This window comes from Senimuribacter intestinalis (assembly GCF_943192965.1).
In the GTDB taxonomy this organism is placed as follows: domain Bacteria; phylum Bacillota; class Clostridia; order Peptostreptococcales; family Anaerovoracaceae; genus Senimuribacter; species Senimuribacter intestinalis.
In genome coordinates this window covers 101,235-117,085 of record NZ_CALPCF010000010.1, presented here as the reverse complement: position 1 = coordinate 117,085, position 15,851 = coordinate 101,235, and the positions used below count along the sequence as shown (strand labels likewise).

The 15,851-nt window shown below is 44.2% G+C and carries 15 protein-coding genes; 14 read left to right on the top strand and 1 reads right to left on the bottom strand.

Going from position 1 to position 15,851, the window contains the following annotated elements; all coding sequences use genetic code 11:
* Positions 1-309 precede the first annotated feature (309 nt).
* Positions 310-831, top strand: coding sequence for a nitroreductase (locus NFR88_RS10110; protein ID WP_160202850.1), 522 nt, complete (start codon positions 310-312; stop codon positions 829-831).
* Positions 832-1,243: 412 nt separating this feature from the next.
* Here the strand turns inward: NFR88_RS10110 and NFR88_RS10105 are convergent, their stop codons facing one another.
* Complete coding sequence (locus tag NFR88_RS10105; protein ID WP_160202849.1) at positions 1,244-2,434, bottom strand: pyridoxal phosphate-dependent aminotransferase; 1,191 nt, start codon at positions 2,432-2,434, stop codon at positions 1,244-1,246.
* A gap of 135 nt (positions 2,435-2,569) precedes the next feature.
* Here NFR88_RS10105 and NFR88_RS10100 point away from each other — a divergent pair, with 135 nt between their 5' ends.
* The 13 genes from NFR88_RS10100 (at position 2,570) to NFR88_RS10035 (ending at position 15,530) form a co-directional block, all read left to right on the top strand.
* Entirely contained in the window at positions 2,570-3,430 is an 861-nt protein-coding gene (locus tag NFR88_RS10100) for a LysR family transcriptional regulator (RefSeq protein WP_160202848.1), read from the top strand.
* A gap of 46 nt (positions 3,431-3,476) precedes the next feature.
* The gene (locus tag NFR88_RS10095) at positions 3,477-4,100 is read left to right on the top strand and encodes a flavodoxin family protein (protein WP_160202847.1); all 624 of its coding nucleotides are present in this window, start codon (positions 3,477-3,479) and stop codon (positions 4,098-4,100) included.
* A 235-nt stretch (positions 4,101-4,335) separates the two neighbouring features.
* Positions 4,336-4,815 carry a ribosome maturation factor RimP gene (locus NFR88_RS10090; protein ID WP_160202846.1) on the top strand — a complete coding sequence of 160 codons (480 nt, stop codon included), beginning with the start codon at positions 4,336-4,338 and terminating at the stop codon, positions 4,813-4,815.
* A 15-nt stretch (positions 4,816-4,830) separates the two neighbouring features.
* Entirely contained in the window at positions 4,831-5,952 is a 1,122-nt protein-coding gene (nusA, locus tag NFR88_RS10085) for a transcription termination factor NusA (protein ID WP_160202845.1), read from the top strand.
* Positions 5,942-6,223, top strand: a complete 282-nt coding sequence (rnpM, locus tag NFR88_RS10080; protein ID WP_243151099.1) for an RNase P modulator RnpM — start codon at positions 5,942-5,944, stop codon at positions 6,221-6,223. Before nusA ends, rnpM begins: the two co-directional genes overlap by 11 nt.
* Complete coding sequence (locus NFR88_RS10075; protein ID WP_160202844.1) at positions 6,216-6,542, top strand: L7Ae/L30e/S12e/Gadd45 family ribosomal protein; 327 nt, start codon at positions 6,216-6,218, stop codon at positions 6,540-6,542. Before rnpM ends, NFR88_RS10075 begins: the two co-directional genes overlap by 8 nt.
* A 2-nt stretch (positions 6,543-6,544) precedes the next feature.
* Positions 6,545-9,280, top strand: coding sequence for a translation initiation factor IF-2 (gene infB / locus NFR88_RS10065; RefSeq protein WP_285813855.1), 2,736 nt, complete (start codon positions 6,545-6,547; stop codon positions 9,278-9,280).
* A 20-nt stretch (positions 9,281-9,300) separates the two neighbouring features.
* The gene (rbfA, locus tag NFR88_RS10060) at positions 9,301-9,687 is read left to right on the top strand and encodes a 30S ribosome-binding factor RbfA (protein ID WP_160202842.1); all 387 of its coding nucleotides are present in this window, start codon (positions 9,301-9,303) and stop codon (positions 9,685-9,687) included.
* On the top strand, positions 9,677-10,642 hold the full coding sequence (locus tag NFR88_RS10055) for a DHH family phosphoesterase (RefSeq protein ID WP_251615677.1): 966 nt from the start codon (positions 9,677-9,679) through the stop codon (positions 10,640-10,642). Before rbfA ends, NFR88_RS10055 begins: the two co-directional genes overlap by 11 nt.
* Before the next feature lie 3 nt (positions 10,643-10,645).
* Positions 10,646-11,605: a tRNA pseudouridine(55) synthase TruB gene (truB, locus tag NFR88_RS10050; RefSeq protein ID WP_251615674.1), complete on the top strand. Its 960-nt coding sequence runs from the start codon at positions 10,646-10,648 to the stop codon at positions 11,603-11,605.
* Positions 11,606-11,610: 5 nt separating this feature from the next.
* Positions 11,611-12,546 (top strand): bifunctional riboflavin kinase/FAD synthetase, encoded by a 936-nt coding sequence (locus tag NFR88_RS10045; RefSeq protein WP_251615671.1) that lies wholly within the window; start codon positions 11,611-11,613, stop codon positions 12,544-12,546.
* Between the two features lie 436 nt (positions 12,547-12,982).
* Complete coding sequence (rpsO, locus tag NFR88_RS10040) at positions 12,983-13,249, top strand: 30S ribosomal protein S15 (RefSeq protein WP_160202262.1); 267 nt, start codon at positions 12,983-12,985, stop codon at positions 13,247-13,249.
* A 172-nt stretch (positions 13,250-13,421) separates the two neighbouring features.
* Positions 13,422-15,530, top strand: coding sequence for a polyribonucleotide nucleotidyltransferase (locus NFR88_RS10035; RefSeq protein WP_160202261.1), 2,109 nt, complete (start codon positions 13,422-13,424; stop codon positions 15,528-15,530).
* Positions 15,531-15,851: the final 321 nt, after the last annotated feature.

Sequence of the window (15,851 nt, the reverse complement as noted above, 5' to 3'; positions counted from 1 at the left end):
CATAGGGGTACTCCTTTCGTTTTACTATATTTTACAAAAGTCTCACTCCTATTACAACTTTATTGTATCAGCTCAAAAACAGGATCAAGTTGGCGTCATGCGCCGTTTTGACGAATTTTACTTCTCGAGTTGGCGAATTTAAGAAGTGGAACGCAAGAATACTAAAATAAAATTTTCAAGTTGGCGTTTTTGACATAAAGAACGCAAGAATACCGAAAGATTCTTTTCAAGTTGGCGTATTGACGATAACTTGAAATTTCAGTACAATTAAAATAGAAGAGTGAACAAAAATACAGGAGGGAGAAAATAGTGAATCAGATTATTGAAGCGATGAAAACGAGAAGAAGCATCCGTAAATTTAAGCCGGACATGGTGCCAAAGGAAATCATTGAGCAGATTATTGAAGCCGGTACTTTTGCGGCAACAGGAATGAACTATCAGGATCCGATTATTATTGCAGTAACCAACAAGGAAGTTCGTGACAGACTGTCTAAACTCAACGCTGAGATTATGGGATCAGACAGCGACCCGTTTTACGGTGCGCCAGTGGTACTGATTGTCTTAGCGGACAAGAAGATTCCGACTCACGTATATAACGGCAGTCTGGTCATGGGAAATCTGATGCTGGCTGCTCATTCCCTTGGAATCGGAAGTTGCTGGATTCACAGAGCAAAGGAAGAATTTGAACGTACGGAGGGACAGGAAATTCTTGAATCTCTGGGCATTGAAGGTGACTATGAGGGAATCGGCCACTGCGTGCTGGGTTATGTCGATGGAGAATATCCGAAGGCTTCAGAAAGAAAAGAGAACTGGGCGTATTATATCGACTAAATGACACTGACTGAACGAGATTGACTGAATGATATCGATTCAATTATACTGGCTAAATATGGATTAAAATGGAAAATCGGAGTCCCTGTGCTCCGGTCTTCCTCTTTTTTGGATATTATTTGAGGTTTAATGCAGTCTATTGAATTTTTTAACATGGAAAATTCTGGTGGTTTTCAGAAATACTCTGTTTGGTTTTCAAAACTATCAAAAAGGGTTTCTTTTTGCGGACGAAATCCTGATTTTGAAAACCCTAATGAATAAAACTGAAAACTGGTAAAGTTATCCTGGAATTACAAGGAAATTATTGGAATAACAACGATAAAAAAGTAACAGCCCGATTTGGACTGTTACTTTAAAGTCAAGCCGCGCAGGGATGTGTGATTTCATACAGCCCTGCTGGAAGAAAGGCTTATTATTTGTAAGCTTCCATCATCTTAGCGAATGCAGGTAAGCTTCTTCTGATCATTTCGTTGGATACACAGTAGGATAATCTCATGTATCCCGGGCAGTCAAAGCCTTCGCCAGGAACTACCAGCAGATTGTGGTCTTCTTTTGCTTTCTGGCAGTATTTCATTCCGTCTCCATCTGGAACTTCTACGAACAGGTAGAAAGCGCCGTCAGGTTTTGCGCATTTGTAGCCCATCTTAGTCAGTTCATCGTACAGCAGGGTACGGTTTTCGTCGTAGGCTTTCAGGTCAGGCATTTCGTCTACACAGCGAGCGATTACCATCTGCGGCAGGGTAGGTGCACAAACGTGACCGTTTGCGCGAGCAGCGCCAGCAACAGCGTTGAATACTTCGGAAGCGTTATCGCACTGATCAGGAACGCATACGTAACCGATACGTTCGCCCGGCAGAGACAGACTCTTGGACCAGGAGTAGCATACGATAGTGTTTTTGTAAACTGTAGGGATGAAAGTAACCTTTGCATCTCCATAAGTCAGTTCTCTGTAAGGTTCATCAGCGATGATGTAGATTGGATGTCCGTATTCTTCGCTCTTCTTAGTCAGAATAGCAGCCAGTGCTTCCAGAGTTTCCTTCGTGTAAACAACACCGGATGGGTTGTTAGGGGAGTTGATAATGATTGCCTGTGTATGTACGGAAATCAGTTCTTCCACCTTAGTCATGTCAATCTGGAAATGTTCTCTGTCAGCAGGTACAACTACCAGGTGCGCACCGTTCTTTTCAACAAACGGACGGTATTCAGGGAAGAATGGTGCAACTGCCATAATTTCGGAATCTGCGTCAGTAGCCAGTGCCTTAATTACAGAAATCAGTGCAGGGGCAGCACCGCAGGTTACGAACAGGTTGGATGCTTTGATATCAGTACCGAAACGCTTGTTCAGGTTTGCAGCGATTGCTTCTCTGGTTTCATCAAAACCGCCAGCCATGGAATAGCCGTGAATTTTGATGGAATCGGTATCATCAAGGATGTCTTTAATTGCTTGCTGTACTTTTGCAGGAGCTGGAATGCTTGGGTTACCGAGAGTATAGTCAAATACGTTTTCTGGTCCAACAATCTTTGCCTGTTCAAGTCCGTAAGCGAAAAGTTCACGAATCAGAGATGGCTGGCTTCCCAGCTCGTACATGGTGTTATTGTACATAATGAAATCCTCCTAATAAATCTTTTCAAATTAAACGAATATTTATATCTATATTTTACCGCATTCTATTGACTTATGGAATTCTCTTTATTATTATATATATATAACGATTTTTAATAGAACAGGACGGATATTATGGATATTAATAAGGTCAAGGTGCTGATTTATGCGGTGGATAACGGCAGTCTGCTGACAGCGGCTACTAAGCTGGGATATACCCAGGCCGGGCTTACCCATATGATGAACTCTTTAGAAAGTGAACTGGGCGTGGTGCTGCTGCACCGCGGTAAGTTTGGTGTGCGGCTTACAGAAGAAGGCGAGCGCCTTATGCCACTTTTCAAAGAACTGGTCAAGGCCAGCGGAAAGATTGAGACGGAGGTAGACCTGATTCTAAAACAGAAAGCCTCTATGATTCGTATTGCGGCGGTTGCCAGCGTAATCAGAACTTGGCTTCCGGACGTGATGCGCGCTTTTCAGAAGGAGAATCCGGAAATTTCTTTTGAGATTAAAGAGGGAGACGATAGGCTGTATCAGTGGTTTGATGAAGGAAGGGTCGACATGTGCATCACTACCAACCTGGTGAAAAGAGAGGACTTTGAACCCCTTGCCAGAGATGATTTTTTTGCAGTGCTTCCACCGGAATATCCATGGAAGGAGGGGGAACTCTTTCCGCTGCATAGAATTGAAACAGAACATTTCCTGTTCCCTTACTGTGCCAGTGACCTGGATGTTGAGCAGCAGCTGGCAGGATATCATATCAAGCCCAACAGACAGACCACCTATGTTGACGATAACAGTGCGATATCCATGGTTGCAAAGGGATTTGGCATTAGCCTTATGCCGGATTTGGTATTGCAGACATGCCGCGATCAGATTAAAATTGCACCGCTGGATTTACCGTGTTACCGTAATATTGGAGTTATTTACAAAAATGGAAAGAATGCTTCGGCAGCGGTAAAGAAATTTGCGTCTTTCCTGAAAAAGTGGAATTTTTAAAGACAAAGAACATAGATTACTCTGACACAACAAGGGAGGTAGAAGAATGAAAGTTTTACTGTTAAATGGAAGCCCTAACGAGGCAGGCTGTACCTTTACAGCCTTAAAAGAGATTGCACAGACGCTGGCAGAATTTCATATCGACAGTGAAATCCTGCAGCTGGGGAAACAGCCGATTAGAGACTGTATCGGCTGCGGTGCATGTGGCAGCCGAAACGGTGTTTGCGTTTTTGAGGATGATCCAGTTAATGAATTGATAGGAAAAGCAGCGGAAGCAGATGGATTTGTGTTTGGATCACCGGTATACTACGCGCATGCTAACGGCAGAGTTCTTTCTGTGCTTGACAGAGCTTTTTATGCTGGAGGCAGTGCATTTACACACAAACCGGGAGCAGCAGTAGTATCTGCAAGAAGAGCGGGCACTACAGCAGCGCTAGATGATTTGAACAAATATTTTATGATTAATCAGATGCCGGTGGTATCTTCTACTTACTGGAATATGGTGCACGGCAACACGCCGGAGGAAGTCGCACAGGATTTAGAGGGACTGCAGACTATGCGAAATATCGCTTCTAACATGGCTTGGCTTTTAAAATGTATTGAAGCAGGAAAAGAAAACGGGATTGAAGCACCGGTTAATTCGAAGGTTGCGACTAATTTTATCAGATAGAGGACACAAGGCGCAGCCTGCTTTATAACGGTATCAGAGTTATTGCAGGTTTGATGTCAATGCGCCGAAAATTTGAAAAAACTAATATTTGACATAGCCGTAGATTTGTGCTAGTATATATATGTACGAAATTTATTGAGGAAAGCGAGAAGAGTGGGCAAAACCCACTCTTTCAGTTTTGTTTAGGGCAAAGTGCTGTAAAAGAGCGGCTTTGCAAGAGGACGAAAGGCAGTAAATGGCAAAGAAAAAGATAAAAGAAATTATTGAGGAAATTGCAGCAGGATTCATGGAAGAATCTGAGCTGGAACTTTATAACGTTGAGTTTGCTAAGGAAGGCAGAGACTGGTTTCTGCGGGTTTATATCGATAAAATCTCCGCAGAGGAGGAAGAATACGTGAGTACCGACGACTGCGAAAAGGTCAGCAGATTTTTAAGTGACGAGCTGGACAGACTGGATCCTATTGAGCAGAATTATTATTTGGAAGTTTCTTCGCCGGGCATGGACCGGGAACTGATTACCGAAAGGCATTACGAGAAGTATACCGGCAGACTGGTAGAAGTAAAATTGTATAAGGGCATTGACGGGAAAAAAGTTTTTGAAGGCATTTTGGAAGGCTTAGAAGACGGCAATGTTGTAATAAAAGATGAAAATGATAAAAAATGGATGTTCCCGCTGGATCAGGTGGCAAAAACCAACCTGGCAGTGGTTTTCTAAGGAGGGTAAAGACAAATGAACAGAGAATTTATCGAAGCGATAAATGAACTTGAAAAGGAGAAACACATTTCCAAGGACATTTTGATTGAAGCAATTGAGTCCGCACTGGTTTCTGCTTACAAGAAGAACTATGGCACATCGCAGAATGTGAGAGTGGATATCGACAGGGAAGACGGCGATATTGCAGTACTCATGAGAAAAGATATTGTAGAAGAAGTTTATGATGATATGATTGAGATGTCTTTAGAGGAGGCACAGGAAATCGATCCAAGATACGAAATCGGTGACGCGATTGAGTTTTCTGTAACGCCAAGAGACTTCGGAAGAATTGCTGCACAGACTGCAAAGCAGGTTGTAGTACAGAGAATCAGAGAAGCCGAAAGAGGTATGATTTTCGATGACTTCATCACCAAGCAGGGTGAAATCGTAACCGGTGTTGTGCAGAGAAAGAGCGGCGAAACGCTGTTTGTCAACATGGGAAAGGCGGAGGGCATCCTTTCTGCTGGCGAACAGGTACCGGGTGAACGTTTTGAGGTCAACGAAAGGTTGAAAGTCTACATTATGGACGTGAAGAAGACCACGAAGGGACCGCAGGTGTTTTTATCCAGATCTCATCCGGGTCTTGTAAAGCGTCTCTTCGAGATGGAAGTTCCTGAAATTCAGGATGGCTTTGTTGAAATCAAGGGGATTGCAAGAGAAGCCGGCTCCAGAACCAAGCTGGCAGTTTACAGCGAAGACGTGAACGTTGATCCGGTTGGTGCATGTGTTGGCACCAGAGGTATTCGTGTGCAGGCGGTAGTTGACGAGCTGGGCGGCGAGAAAATCGACATCATTCCTTGGAGTGAAGATCCGAAAGTACTGATCAGCAACGTGCTCTCACCTGCAAAAGTGGAATCTGTGCTGGCAGATGAGGCTGAAAAGACTGCAACAGTTGTAGTGCCGGACTATCAGCTTTCTCTGGCAATTGGTAAAGAAGGACAGAACGTAAGGCTGGCTGCAAAAGTCAGCGGCTGGAAAATCGACATTAAGAGCCACACGCAGTACTATAATGAAGAGGCGGCAGATGACATTGTGGAAATCGATGAGGAGCCGGCAGAAGCATTAGAAGGAGAAGAGGTTTTCGAGATTGAAGAGTAACAAGATTCCTATGAGAAAGTGTATCGGCTGCATGGAATCAAAACCCAAGCAGGAACTGCTCCGCGTAGCCTTTTACGAAGGTATTTTGTCGCTAGATACGACAGGAAGAGCTAAAGGGCGCGGCGTATATCTCTGCCGCAACAATGTGTGTATTGAAAAGGCGCAGAAGCGTAAGGCGTTTTCGAGAAGCTTTTCTGCCAATATTGCCCAGAGCGAAATTGACAGGGTTTGTGAGGAATTAAAAGAAGTAAACGGGCAGGCTAATGAATAGAGGAAAAGTTTTCAGCTATTTAGGATTTGCCGCCAAGTCCAGAAATCTTGTGACTGGGTATAACACCTGTATCATGATGATTGAGAAGCGAAGAGTGCAGCTTTTAATTTTAACTGAAGATTTAGCCGATAACACAGTGAAAAAAATGCAGGGAAAATGCGAAAAAAATAATGTTAACTATAGAATTTTCGGAGGAAGCGATGAGCTTTCTCAGGTGACAGGAAAGACCGGAAAGGGGATTTTCGGTATTACAGACCGTCATTTTGCGGAAATTATTTGTAAGGAGATTGACCTTATTCAATCAGAAAGGGAGGAGTGAATATGACGAAAAAAGTACATGAACTGGCAAAAGAATTAAACATTTCAAGTAAAGAACTCCAAGAGAAGGCAGCGCAGCTCGGTATCAGTGTAACAAGCCATATGAGCGTGTTATCTGATGCGGATGTTGACAAGATAAAGGGAACAAAGAAAGAGACTAAGATTGTAAAGGCAGAGCCTAAGAAAAAGGGAACTACAGTCCAGGAAGAACCGAGAGTCACTGTCAAAGCGGCAGTAAGACCAGGCTTTTCCAATCGTCCGAAACCGCCTGTTGGAAAACCGGTAGTAGATACGGAGTATTTGGCAAGTAAGAATAAACCGCCTGTTGGAAAGCCGGTAGTAAATAAAGCAGAATTGGAAAATAGAAGCAGACAGAAACCGCCTGTAGGCACTCCGCTGCCGAGAGAAGCAAAACCAGTTGAAAAACCGGCAAAAACTGCGGTGCCTGTAAAAGCACCGGAAGCTGCACCGGTAAAACCAGCGGAGCCTGCAGTAGCTGAGAAGCCGGCAGTAAAGCCAGTTGAAAAAACGCCGGCAGTAAAGCCAGAGAAGAAACCTGCTGATAGAAATGCAGAAAGAAAAGACCGCGGCGGCAAGAAACCGGAACGCAAAGATGGTGCAAGAGCTGACAGAAACGATCGCGGCGGCAACGGAAATCGTAACGGCAGAAATGACAGAAATGATCGCAATGACCGCAAGGATAATCCTCGTGGAAATAACGGCAGAAATGACAGAAATGACCGCGGTGGAAACAATAATAGAAACGATCGCAGTGGAAACGGCGGGGCAAGAAAGGATCGTCCGCAGCTTGACAAAATTGAAACCAAGCCGGGAAGAAGAGACGATTCCAAGAAGAAGCAGGATAAAGAAAAGAATAAGTTTGATAAACTGGAAAGAAAATCGTTGGAAAAACAGACAAGAAAGAAACACAATAAACCAAAACCACAAGTTGTGGAAGCTGAAATTGAAGAAGAAGTACTGCCAGAAGGCACCGTTGTGATCAATGTGCCGATTACTGTTGCAGGCTTCTGTGAACAGGCAGAAGTATCCACTTCAAAAGTCATCATGACTTTGATGAAGCTGGGTATCATGGCAAATATCAACCAGAATATTGATGAAGACACTGTAATGGTGCTGGCAGAAGATCTGGGTCTGAGCGTAGCTATCGGCAAGGTAGAGGAAGAAGCAGTTGAAGAGGGACTGGAACTCTTTGAAGACAGTGAAGAAGATTTGAAGGACAGACCGCCGATTATCACTGTTATGGGTCACGTTGACCACGGTAAGACATCGCTTCTTGACGCAATCAGAAAGACCAATGTAACTGCTTCTGAGTCCGGCGGCATTACCCAGCATATCGGTGCTTCTGAAGTAAAAATTAACGGACAGAAGATCGTATTTTTAGATACACCGGGTCACGAAGCATTTACTGCAATGAGAGCAAGAGGCGCGCACGTTACCGATATCGCAGTACTGGTTGTTGCAGCAGACGACAGTGTAAAACCGCAGACTGTTGAATCCATCAGCCATGCAAAGGCTGCAGGCGTTCCGATTATCGTTGCTATCAACAAGATGGATAAACCAGGTGCAAACCCTGACAGAGTAAAGCAGGATTTGACCGAGCACGGTATTTTAGTAGAAGACTGGGGCGGCGACGTCATCAGCGTGCCAGTGTCTGCAAAGAGCGGCGAAGGTATCGTAAACCTTCTGGAAATGATTCTGCTTCAGGCAGAGATGATGGAACTTCGTGCAAATCCGAACAGACTTGCCATGGGTTCAGTTATTGAAGCAAGACTGGACAAATCCAAAGGTCCGGTTGCTACACTTCTAGTCACTAACGGAACATTGCAGAGCGGACAGAGCGTCGTTGCAGGAACTTGCTCCGGCAGAATTCGTCTTATGACCGACCACAAAGGTAAGACCATCAAGAAAGCAGGTCCTGCTACAGCAGTAGAAATCCTGGGTCTGACCGATGTACCGCAGGCAGGTGATGAATTTAACGCAGTAAAAGACGATAAGATAGCAAGAGAAATTGCTGAAAACAGAAAAGAAAAGCTGAGAGAAGAAGTTCTTGCAAGAAACGCAAGCACCACCTTAGAAAAGCTGTTCAGCCAGATCCAGGAAGGGGAAGTTAAAGAACTGAACCTGATCATCAAGGGCGACGTACAGGGCTCTGTCGGCGCACTGATTGCTTCCCTTGAAAAACTCAATAACGAAAATGTAAAAGTAAACATTATTCATACAGGTGTAGGTACTGTAACAGAATCCGATGTTATGCTGGCAGGTACAGCCGGCGCTATCATCATCGGCTTCAATGTAAGACCGAGCACAGCAGTACAGACCATGGCAGATAGAGAAAACATTCAGATCAGAACCTACAGAGTCATTTACGATGTGATCGATGATGTAGAAAATGCCATGAAGGGTATGCTGGATCCTGAATTTAAAGAAGAAATTCTGGGTAAAGTAGAAATTAGAACTACGTTCAAAGTACCAGGTGTAGGTATCATCGGCGGTGCATACGTACTGGAAGGAAAAGCTGTGAGAAACGCAGAAGTTCGACTGGTGCGTGATGGTATCGTAATTCACGAAGGCAAGATTTCATCTCTGAAGAGATTCAAAGATGATGCTAAGGAAGTTGCTTCCGGCTATGAATGCGGTATCGGCATTGAAGCATACAATGACATCAAAGAAGGTGACATTATCGAGTGCTTCCACATGGTTGAAATTGAACGTAAATAACCATTACGAAAGGAAAACCTATGGGAAAAGGATACAGACAGGGTCGTCTAGGAGAAGAAATTCGCAAAATTGTCAGCGAAATGCTGCTCAGAGACATTAAAGACCCTAGATTACAGTCAGCGATGGTAAGCCTGTCGGGAGTGGAAATGACTTCTGACGGCAGCTATGCCACCTGCTATGTGACTGTGCTTTCTGTCGGAAGTAAAGATGAGGAGGCAAAGCAGCAGGAGGCGGAAGCTGTACTAGAGGGGCTTCGCAGCGCCAAAGGCCTTATAAAAAAAGAAATCGGCAGACAGATTAAGCTGCGCCACATTCCGGAGCTGATTTTTAAACTGGACACCTCCATGGAGTATGGCAGACATATTTCAGAGGTAATTGGAAAACTGGGAATCGAACATGAAGAATAATACTTTTCAAGAATTGGCAGAAGTCCTTTCTTCTGCAAGACAAATTTTAATTTATCCTCATGTCAATATGGACGGAGACGCTCTGGGCTCAGCGGCAGCGCTGTGCAAGGGGCTGCGCAGTATGGGAAAGGAATGTCATGTTCTCATTGAAGATGGCATTCCCGCCAATTTAGCGTTTTTAGACCAAGGGTACTGCACCTTTGATCAGAACGTTATCACAGCGCCCGACCTTTCTGTCTGTGTGGACTGCGGCGATCCGTCCCGCTTTGAAAGAAGGCAGGCGGCTTTTGAAAAGAGCAGTAAGTCCATGTGCATTGACCATCACGAAACGACGACATTTTATTGCGATTACAACTACGTAGACAAAGACGCTGCAGCGACTGGTGAACTGATTTATAGACTTTTGCAGACTCTGGGCATTGCCCTCGACAAAGAAATGGGCGAAGCCATTTTTGCGGCAATTACCACGGACACGGGAAACTTTCAGTACAGCAATACCAGCAAGGAGAGCCATCTCATCGCAGCAGAGCTTTACGACATTGGTATTGATGCGAATAAAGTCAGCGTAGAGATTTACGAGAACATGCGCATAGAAAAACTTCTCATCGAGAATATGGCGCTTGCCACCATGTCTACCGTAGCAGGCGGACGCGGTGTCATCGCATATGTGACGCAGGATATGCTTTCAGAAAGCGGTGCGCTTATGGAAGAGACCGAAGGCGTAGTACAGCGGCTGCGCAGCATTTCCGGTGTGGAAGTGGCGGCATTCCTGAAGGAGACAAAGGACGGCAGAATTAAGCTCAGTCTGCGCTCTAAATCCTGTGTAGATGTGGCACGCATTGCTTCTGAACTTGGCGGCGGCGGTCATATCCGTGCAGCGGGCGCAACGCTTACCTTAGGACTTTCCGAAGCCTTCGACCTTTTGAAGGAAAAGATTATAAAGAGTATAGGATAGAGCATGATTACAGAAGGAATACTGAATATCAACAAACCGCAGAATATGACGTCTCACGATATCGTAGGCGTTGCCAGAAGAACTTTGGGTATTAAGAAAATCGGACATACCGGCACGCTGGATCCGATGGCAACCGGAGTTCTTCCTGTTTGCATTGGAAAGAGCACCAGAATCATGGAGTATCTGGATATGGATTTGAAAACTTACCGTTGCACCATGGAACTGGGACTACTGACTGATACCCAGGATATCTGGGGAGAGGTACTTGAGCGAAGATCGGTTACCTGCACGGAAGCGCAGGTTAGAGCTGTATTTGCGGATTTTTGCGGTGTTATCGACCAGAAACCGCCTATGTATTCAGCGCTGAAGGTTGATGGAAAAAGACTTTACGAGTATGCAAGAGAAGGGAAAACTGTCGATGTAAAGACACGGAAAATCTATATTCATAATCTGGAACTTGAGAAGATTTTTCCCGATGGTGAAAAAACTATAACCTTCACGGTGCAGTGCTCCAAGGGTACATACATCAGAACCATCTGTCAGGACGCAGGGGAAAAACTGGGGTGCTGCGGCACATTGACGTCCCTTGAACGAATTTCCAGCGGTATCTTTCATGTTGAAGAAGCGCTGGATTTGGAAGTATTTCGAGAGATGGACCCTTTGGAGATTGAAAAAAGTCTCTACGCTTCGTGGCAGCCTCTTGTTCACTTTGGCAAGGTAGTGACCGATGAGATTTCCGGCGTGCGCTTTGCTGCCGGCTGGCACCTTCCTTTGCAGGAATGTCAGATTGTAAAAGCGCCGACTTTTGCAGAGCAGGATTTTTATCTGCCTATCCGCACGGAGTTTCGCAAAGCATATAACGTCTTTGCGGAGATTGCCGGAAAAGAGGTTTTTATAGGTGTGGCATTTTATAACGAGACCTATAAGAAACTGGTAGCGGACAAGATTTTTTATACGAGGTGATGAAAATGGAGATATTTGAAACCTTAGAAGAAATACAGAATATTGAACCGGCGGCAGTAGCGCTGGGGAATTTTGACGGTGTTCATCTGGGGCATCAGGAACTGATTAAAAAGGCGGTGGAAAAAGCAGGTGAGTCGGATTTAAAGTCGGCGGTGTTTACTTTTTCTAATCACCCGAAGGATTTGTTGCCCAAAGAAAAAAAGGTAAAAAACATTTTAGCTAAGCGGGAAAAGGAGCAGATTATTCAAGAATTAGGCGTGGACTATCTGTTCAATGTGCCTTTTACTCGCAGCATTATGACCATGAGCCCTGCAGATTTTGTGGAGAAGCTCCTTCTTGAGAAGTTTCAGATGAAAGCTGCTTTCTGTGGCTTTAATTATCATTTTGGCTACAAAGCGCAGGGAAATCCGGAGGTTTTGCGCAAGATGGGCGCGCAGCACGGATACGAGGTGACGGAAATCCCACCATATAAAATTAAAGGCGAAATCGTCAGCTCTTCGCTGATTCGTACCTTGATTGCCTCTGGACAAGTGGAGCAGTGCAAAACTTATATGGGCAGACACTATTCTATTGGCGGTGAAGTGGTGGTAGGAAACAGACTTGGAAAGCAGCTGGGTTTTCCCACTTCCAATCTGGTTATCGACCCGTCCATGGTAACGCCGCCTAACGGTGTTTATGTAACCTACTGCACTTACAATGGCGTTCGCTATCCGAGTGTAACTAATGTAGGTCATAAGCCGACCATTGGACACTATAACAAAAATGTAGAGACGCATATTTTTGATTTTGATAAAGAACTTTATGGAAAACAGATTACGGTAGAGTTTTTACAGAAGACCAGAGACGAGGTCAAATTTGACAGTGTAAAGGAACTGTCTGCGCAAATTGTCAGAGATTGCAGGCAGGCGAGCCAGTTTCATCAGAAGCATGACAAGGAATAAAAGGCTTGTCCTAGCGAGGACGGCGTAACGAGGTAAAATGCATATATTAGAAAAAATTTGACAAAATATGCACAAGCACGTGCATAGAATTGAAGAAATTGTTCAAAATATGTAGATTTAAGTGGGTTTTACCTTGAAGTGTAGTCGTTTAAGTTCAAGAATATGCATATACTCGTTGATTTTACAAAAAATATGCACAGATTAGGAGAAGGATATGCATATTTTGAATAGAAATGATGATTTTATGCACATTTCATAATCTGACATGGTTCATGGACCGGATTGGAATCGAGACAAAAAGGACATGAAAATTAAACACTTGCAATTAGAATGTAGGTATGATATACTAATCTAGTTGAAAATTACTTTCACTTGGTTTTACGGAATCTCCGACGATAACTCGGTGAAAGCGTATTAAGAAAAGGAGAATTTTAAAATGATTACAAAAGAACAGAAAACGGCAATTATCAAAGAATATGCAACCAAAGAAGGAGACACTGGTTCTCCGGAAGTACAGGTAGCAATTCTGACTGCAAGAATCAATGATCTTAACGAGCATCTGAAGGTTCACAAGAAGGACCATCATTCCAGAAGAGGTCTGCTGAAGATGGTAGGTCAGAGAAGAAATCTGCTGAAGTATCTGAAGAATGTTGACGTAGAAAGATACAGAAGCCTGATTGCTCGTTTAGGATTAAGAAAGTAGTCCATAGTGGAAATTTTGACGGGGCGAAGGTCCCGTCATTTTTTTAAATAAGATGTTACCTTCGATTGATAAGGGTGCGTGGATTGAAATACTGCATGCGGCAGAACATCTTTATCAATCGAAGGTAAGCCAAGCGTAAGAAAAAATAAACAGGAAGGAGTTGTTTATTAAAATGGCAAGATTTACAGATTACAGAACATTTAAAACAGCAGTAGGAGGGAGACTTCTGCAGTTAGAGATTGGCAAGGTTTGCGAACAGGCAAACGGACAGGTTATGGTAAGATACGGTGAATCCGTAGTCAATGTAACCGCCTGCGCTTCCAAAGAGCCAAGACCTGACATCGATTTTTTCCCACTGAGCTGCGACTATGAAGAAAGAATGTATGCTGCTGGCAAGATTCCAGGCGGCTTTATCAAGAGAGAGGGAAGACCGAGCGAGAAGGCGACACTGTGTTCCAGACTGATGGACCGTCCGCTTCGTCCGTTGTTCCCGAAGGGATATTATAACGATGTAGTTGTTGTTGCAACTGTTATGTCTGTGGATCCCGACTGTGAAACAGATATTATGGCAATGATTGGTGCTTCTGTTGCGCTGTCCACTTCTGATATTCCGTGGGAAGGACCGATTGGTGCTGTAAGGGTAGGAATGATTGACGGACAGTTCATCATCAATCCGTCTTTGGAACAGAGAGCAGTTTCCGAAATGAATCTGACTGTTGCTGGTACTAAAGAAGCGATTATGATGGTAGAAGCAGGTGCTAATGAAGTACCGGAAAACGTAATGCTGGACGCAATCCTCTACGGACACGAAGAAATTAAGAAGATTGTAGACTTTATCGATGAGATCGTTGCTGAGGTCGGCAAAGATAAGCAGGACGTAAACCTTTATCAGGTTCCTGAGGATATCGATGCAGCAGTGAGAGCTTATGCTGTAGACAAGATGAAGACTGCGATTAAGACTGTAGACAAGCTGGAAAGACTTGATAACATGGATGCAGTAGAAGTAGAAACGAAAGAGCACTTTGCAGAAATTTATCCTGAAAATGAAAAGGATATTGCCAATGTTCTTTACAATATCACCAAGGAATGTGTTCGCGCTATGATTCTGGACGAAGGTATCAGACCAGACAACAGAAAGCTGGACGAAATCAGACCGATTTGGTGCGAAACCCAGATGCTTCCAAGAGTACACGGCAGCGGACTCTTTAAGAGAGGTCAGACTCAGGTGCTTTCAGCATGCACGTTGGCACCGGCAAGCGAATCTCAGACTATTGACGGTATCACTGAACAGACTGAAAAGAGATATATGCATCACTATAACTTCCCAGGCTATTCCGTAGGTGAAGCAAGACCTATGAGAAGCCCGGGCAGAAGAGAAATCGGACATGGTGCACTGGCAGAAAGAGCGCTGATTCCGGTGCTTCCTTCTGTAGAGGAATTTCCTTATGCAATCCGTGTGGTATCTGAAGTACTTTCTTCCAACGGTTCCACTTCCATGGGCTCCACTTGTGGCTCTTGCCTGGCGCTGATGGACGCAGGTGTTCCAATCAAGAGACCAGTTGCAGGTATCGCTATGGGTCTGATTGAAAGAGTAGAGGAAGACGGTTCCAGCAAGATGGCTATCCTGTCCGATATTCAGGGCATGGAAGACTTTCTGGGCGACATGGACTTTAAAGTAACCGGTACAGAAGTCGGCGTTACTGCAATTCAGATGGATATTAAGGTGCACGGCCTGTCCAGAGAAATTCTGGAAAAGGCGTTGCAGCAGGCAAAGGAAGGCAGAATGTACATCATGGAACAGATGTTAGAAGAAATTCCTGCACCTAGAGAAGAAATGTCCAAGTACGCACCGAGAAGCATTACGATGCGTATTGATCCTGATAAGATTAGAATTGTCATCGGACCTGGTGGAAAGACCATCAATAAGATTGTAGATGAAACTGGTGTTAAGATCGATATTTCCGAGGATGATCCGGGACTTGTCAGCATTTACAGTGCCGATATGGAAGGCGCCAACGAAGCACGTCATCGTATCGAGCTTCTGACTAAGGAAGTAGAAGTCGGCGAAATTTATGAGGGCACAGTTACCAGAATCATGAACTTCGGCGCATTCCTTGAAATCCTGCCTGGCAAGGAAGGGCTGCTGCACATTTCTAAGATGGCAAAAGAAAGAGTTGAAAAGGTTGAAGATGTTGTAAACATCGGTGATGTGGTAAAAGTAAAGGTTACCGAAATTGACAGTCAGAACAGAATTAACCTTTCCAGAAAAGAATTACTGTAATAAAAATCACAAGCCACCCTGTAATGGGTGGCTTGTTTGCGGATCTGACAGGATTGCGCATAGGCAGTGCATAAATATCAAAAAAGCTTTCGATATATGTACACGAACGTACGTAAAAGTTAAAATAACGCTTAAAATATGCACATTTAGGAGGAGTTTCGGTGAAGAAATGGACTGATAGGCGATTGCGCGTGCATATTTAAAGGAAAAAAGTGGATTATACGTACAAGCCACTGGGGGAATCTGCGCAGACACTGAAAACACCATGAAAAGAAAGGACCGACAACACTGCCGGTCCTTTTGGGTTGAGCATATTTTTAT

Coding starts and splice junctions, on each gene's coding strand:
- NFR88_RS10105 (WP_160202849.1), bottom strand. CDS start 2,434: ATGTACAATAACACCATGTACGAGCTGGGAAGCCAGCCATCTCTGATT.
- NFR88_RS10100 (WP_160202848.1), top strand. CDS start 2,570: ATGGATATTAATAAGGTCAAGGTGCTGATTTATGCGGTGGATAACGGC.
- NFR88_RS10095 (WP_160202847.1), top strand. CDS start 3,477: ATGAAAGTTTTACTGTTAAATGGAAGCCCTAACGAGGCAGGCTGTACC.
- NFR88_RS10090 (WP_160202846.1), top strand. CDS start 4,336: ATGGCAAAGAAAAAGATAAAAGAAATTATTGAGGAAATTGCAGCAGGA.
- nusA (WP_160202845.1), top strand. CDS start 4,831: ATGAACAGAGAATTTATCGAAGCGATAAATGAACTTGAAAAGGAGAAA.
- NFR88_RS10075 (WP_160202844.1), top strand. CDS start 6,216: ATGAATAGAGGAAAAGTTTTCAGCTATTTAGGATTTGCCGCCAAGTCC.
- infB (WP_285813855.1), top strand. CDS start 6,545: ATGACGAAAAAAGTACATGAACTGGCAAAAGAATTAAACATTTCAAGT.
- rbfA (WP_160202842.1), top strand. CDS start 9,301: ATGGGAAAAGGATACAGACAGGGTCGTCTAGGAGAAGAAATTCGCAAA.
- NFR88_RS10055 (WP_251615677.1), top strand. CDS start 9,677: ATGAAGAATAATACTTTTCAAGAATTGGCAGAAGTCCTTTCTTCTGCA.
- truB (WP_251615674.1), top strand. CDS start 10,646: ATGATTACAGAAGGAATACTGAATATCAACAAACCGCAGAATATGACG.
- NFR88_RS10045 (WP_251615671.1), top strand. CDS start 11,611: ATGGAGATATTTGAAACCTTAGAAGAAATACAGAATATTGAACCGGCG.
- rpsO (WP_160202262.1), top strand. CDS start 12,983: ATGATTACAAAAGAACAGAAAACGGCAATTATCAAAGAATATGCAACC.
- NFR88_RS10035 (WP_160202261.1), top strand. CDS start 13,422: ATGGCAAGATTTACAGATTACAGAACATTTAAAACAGCAGTAGGAGGG.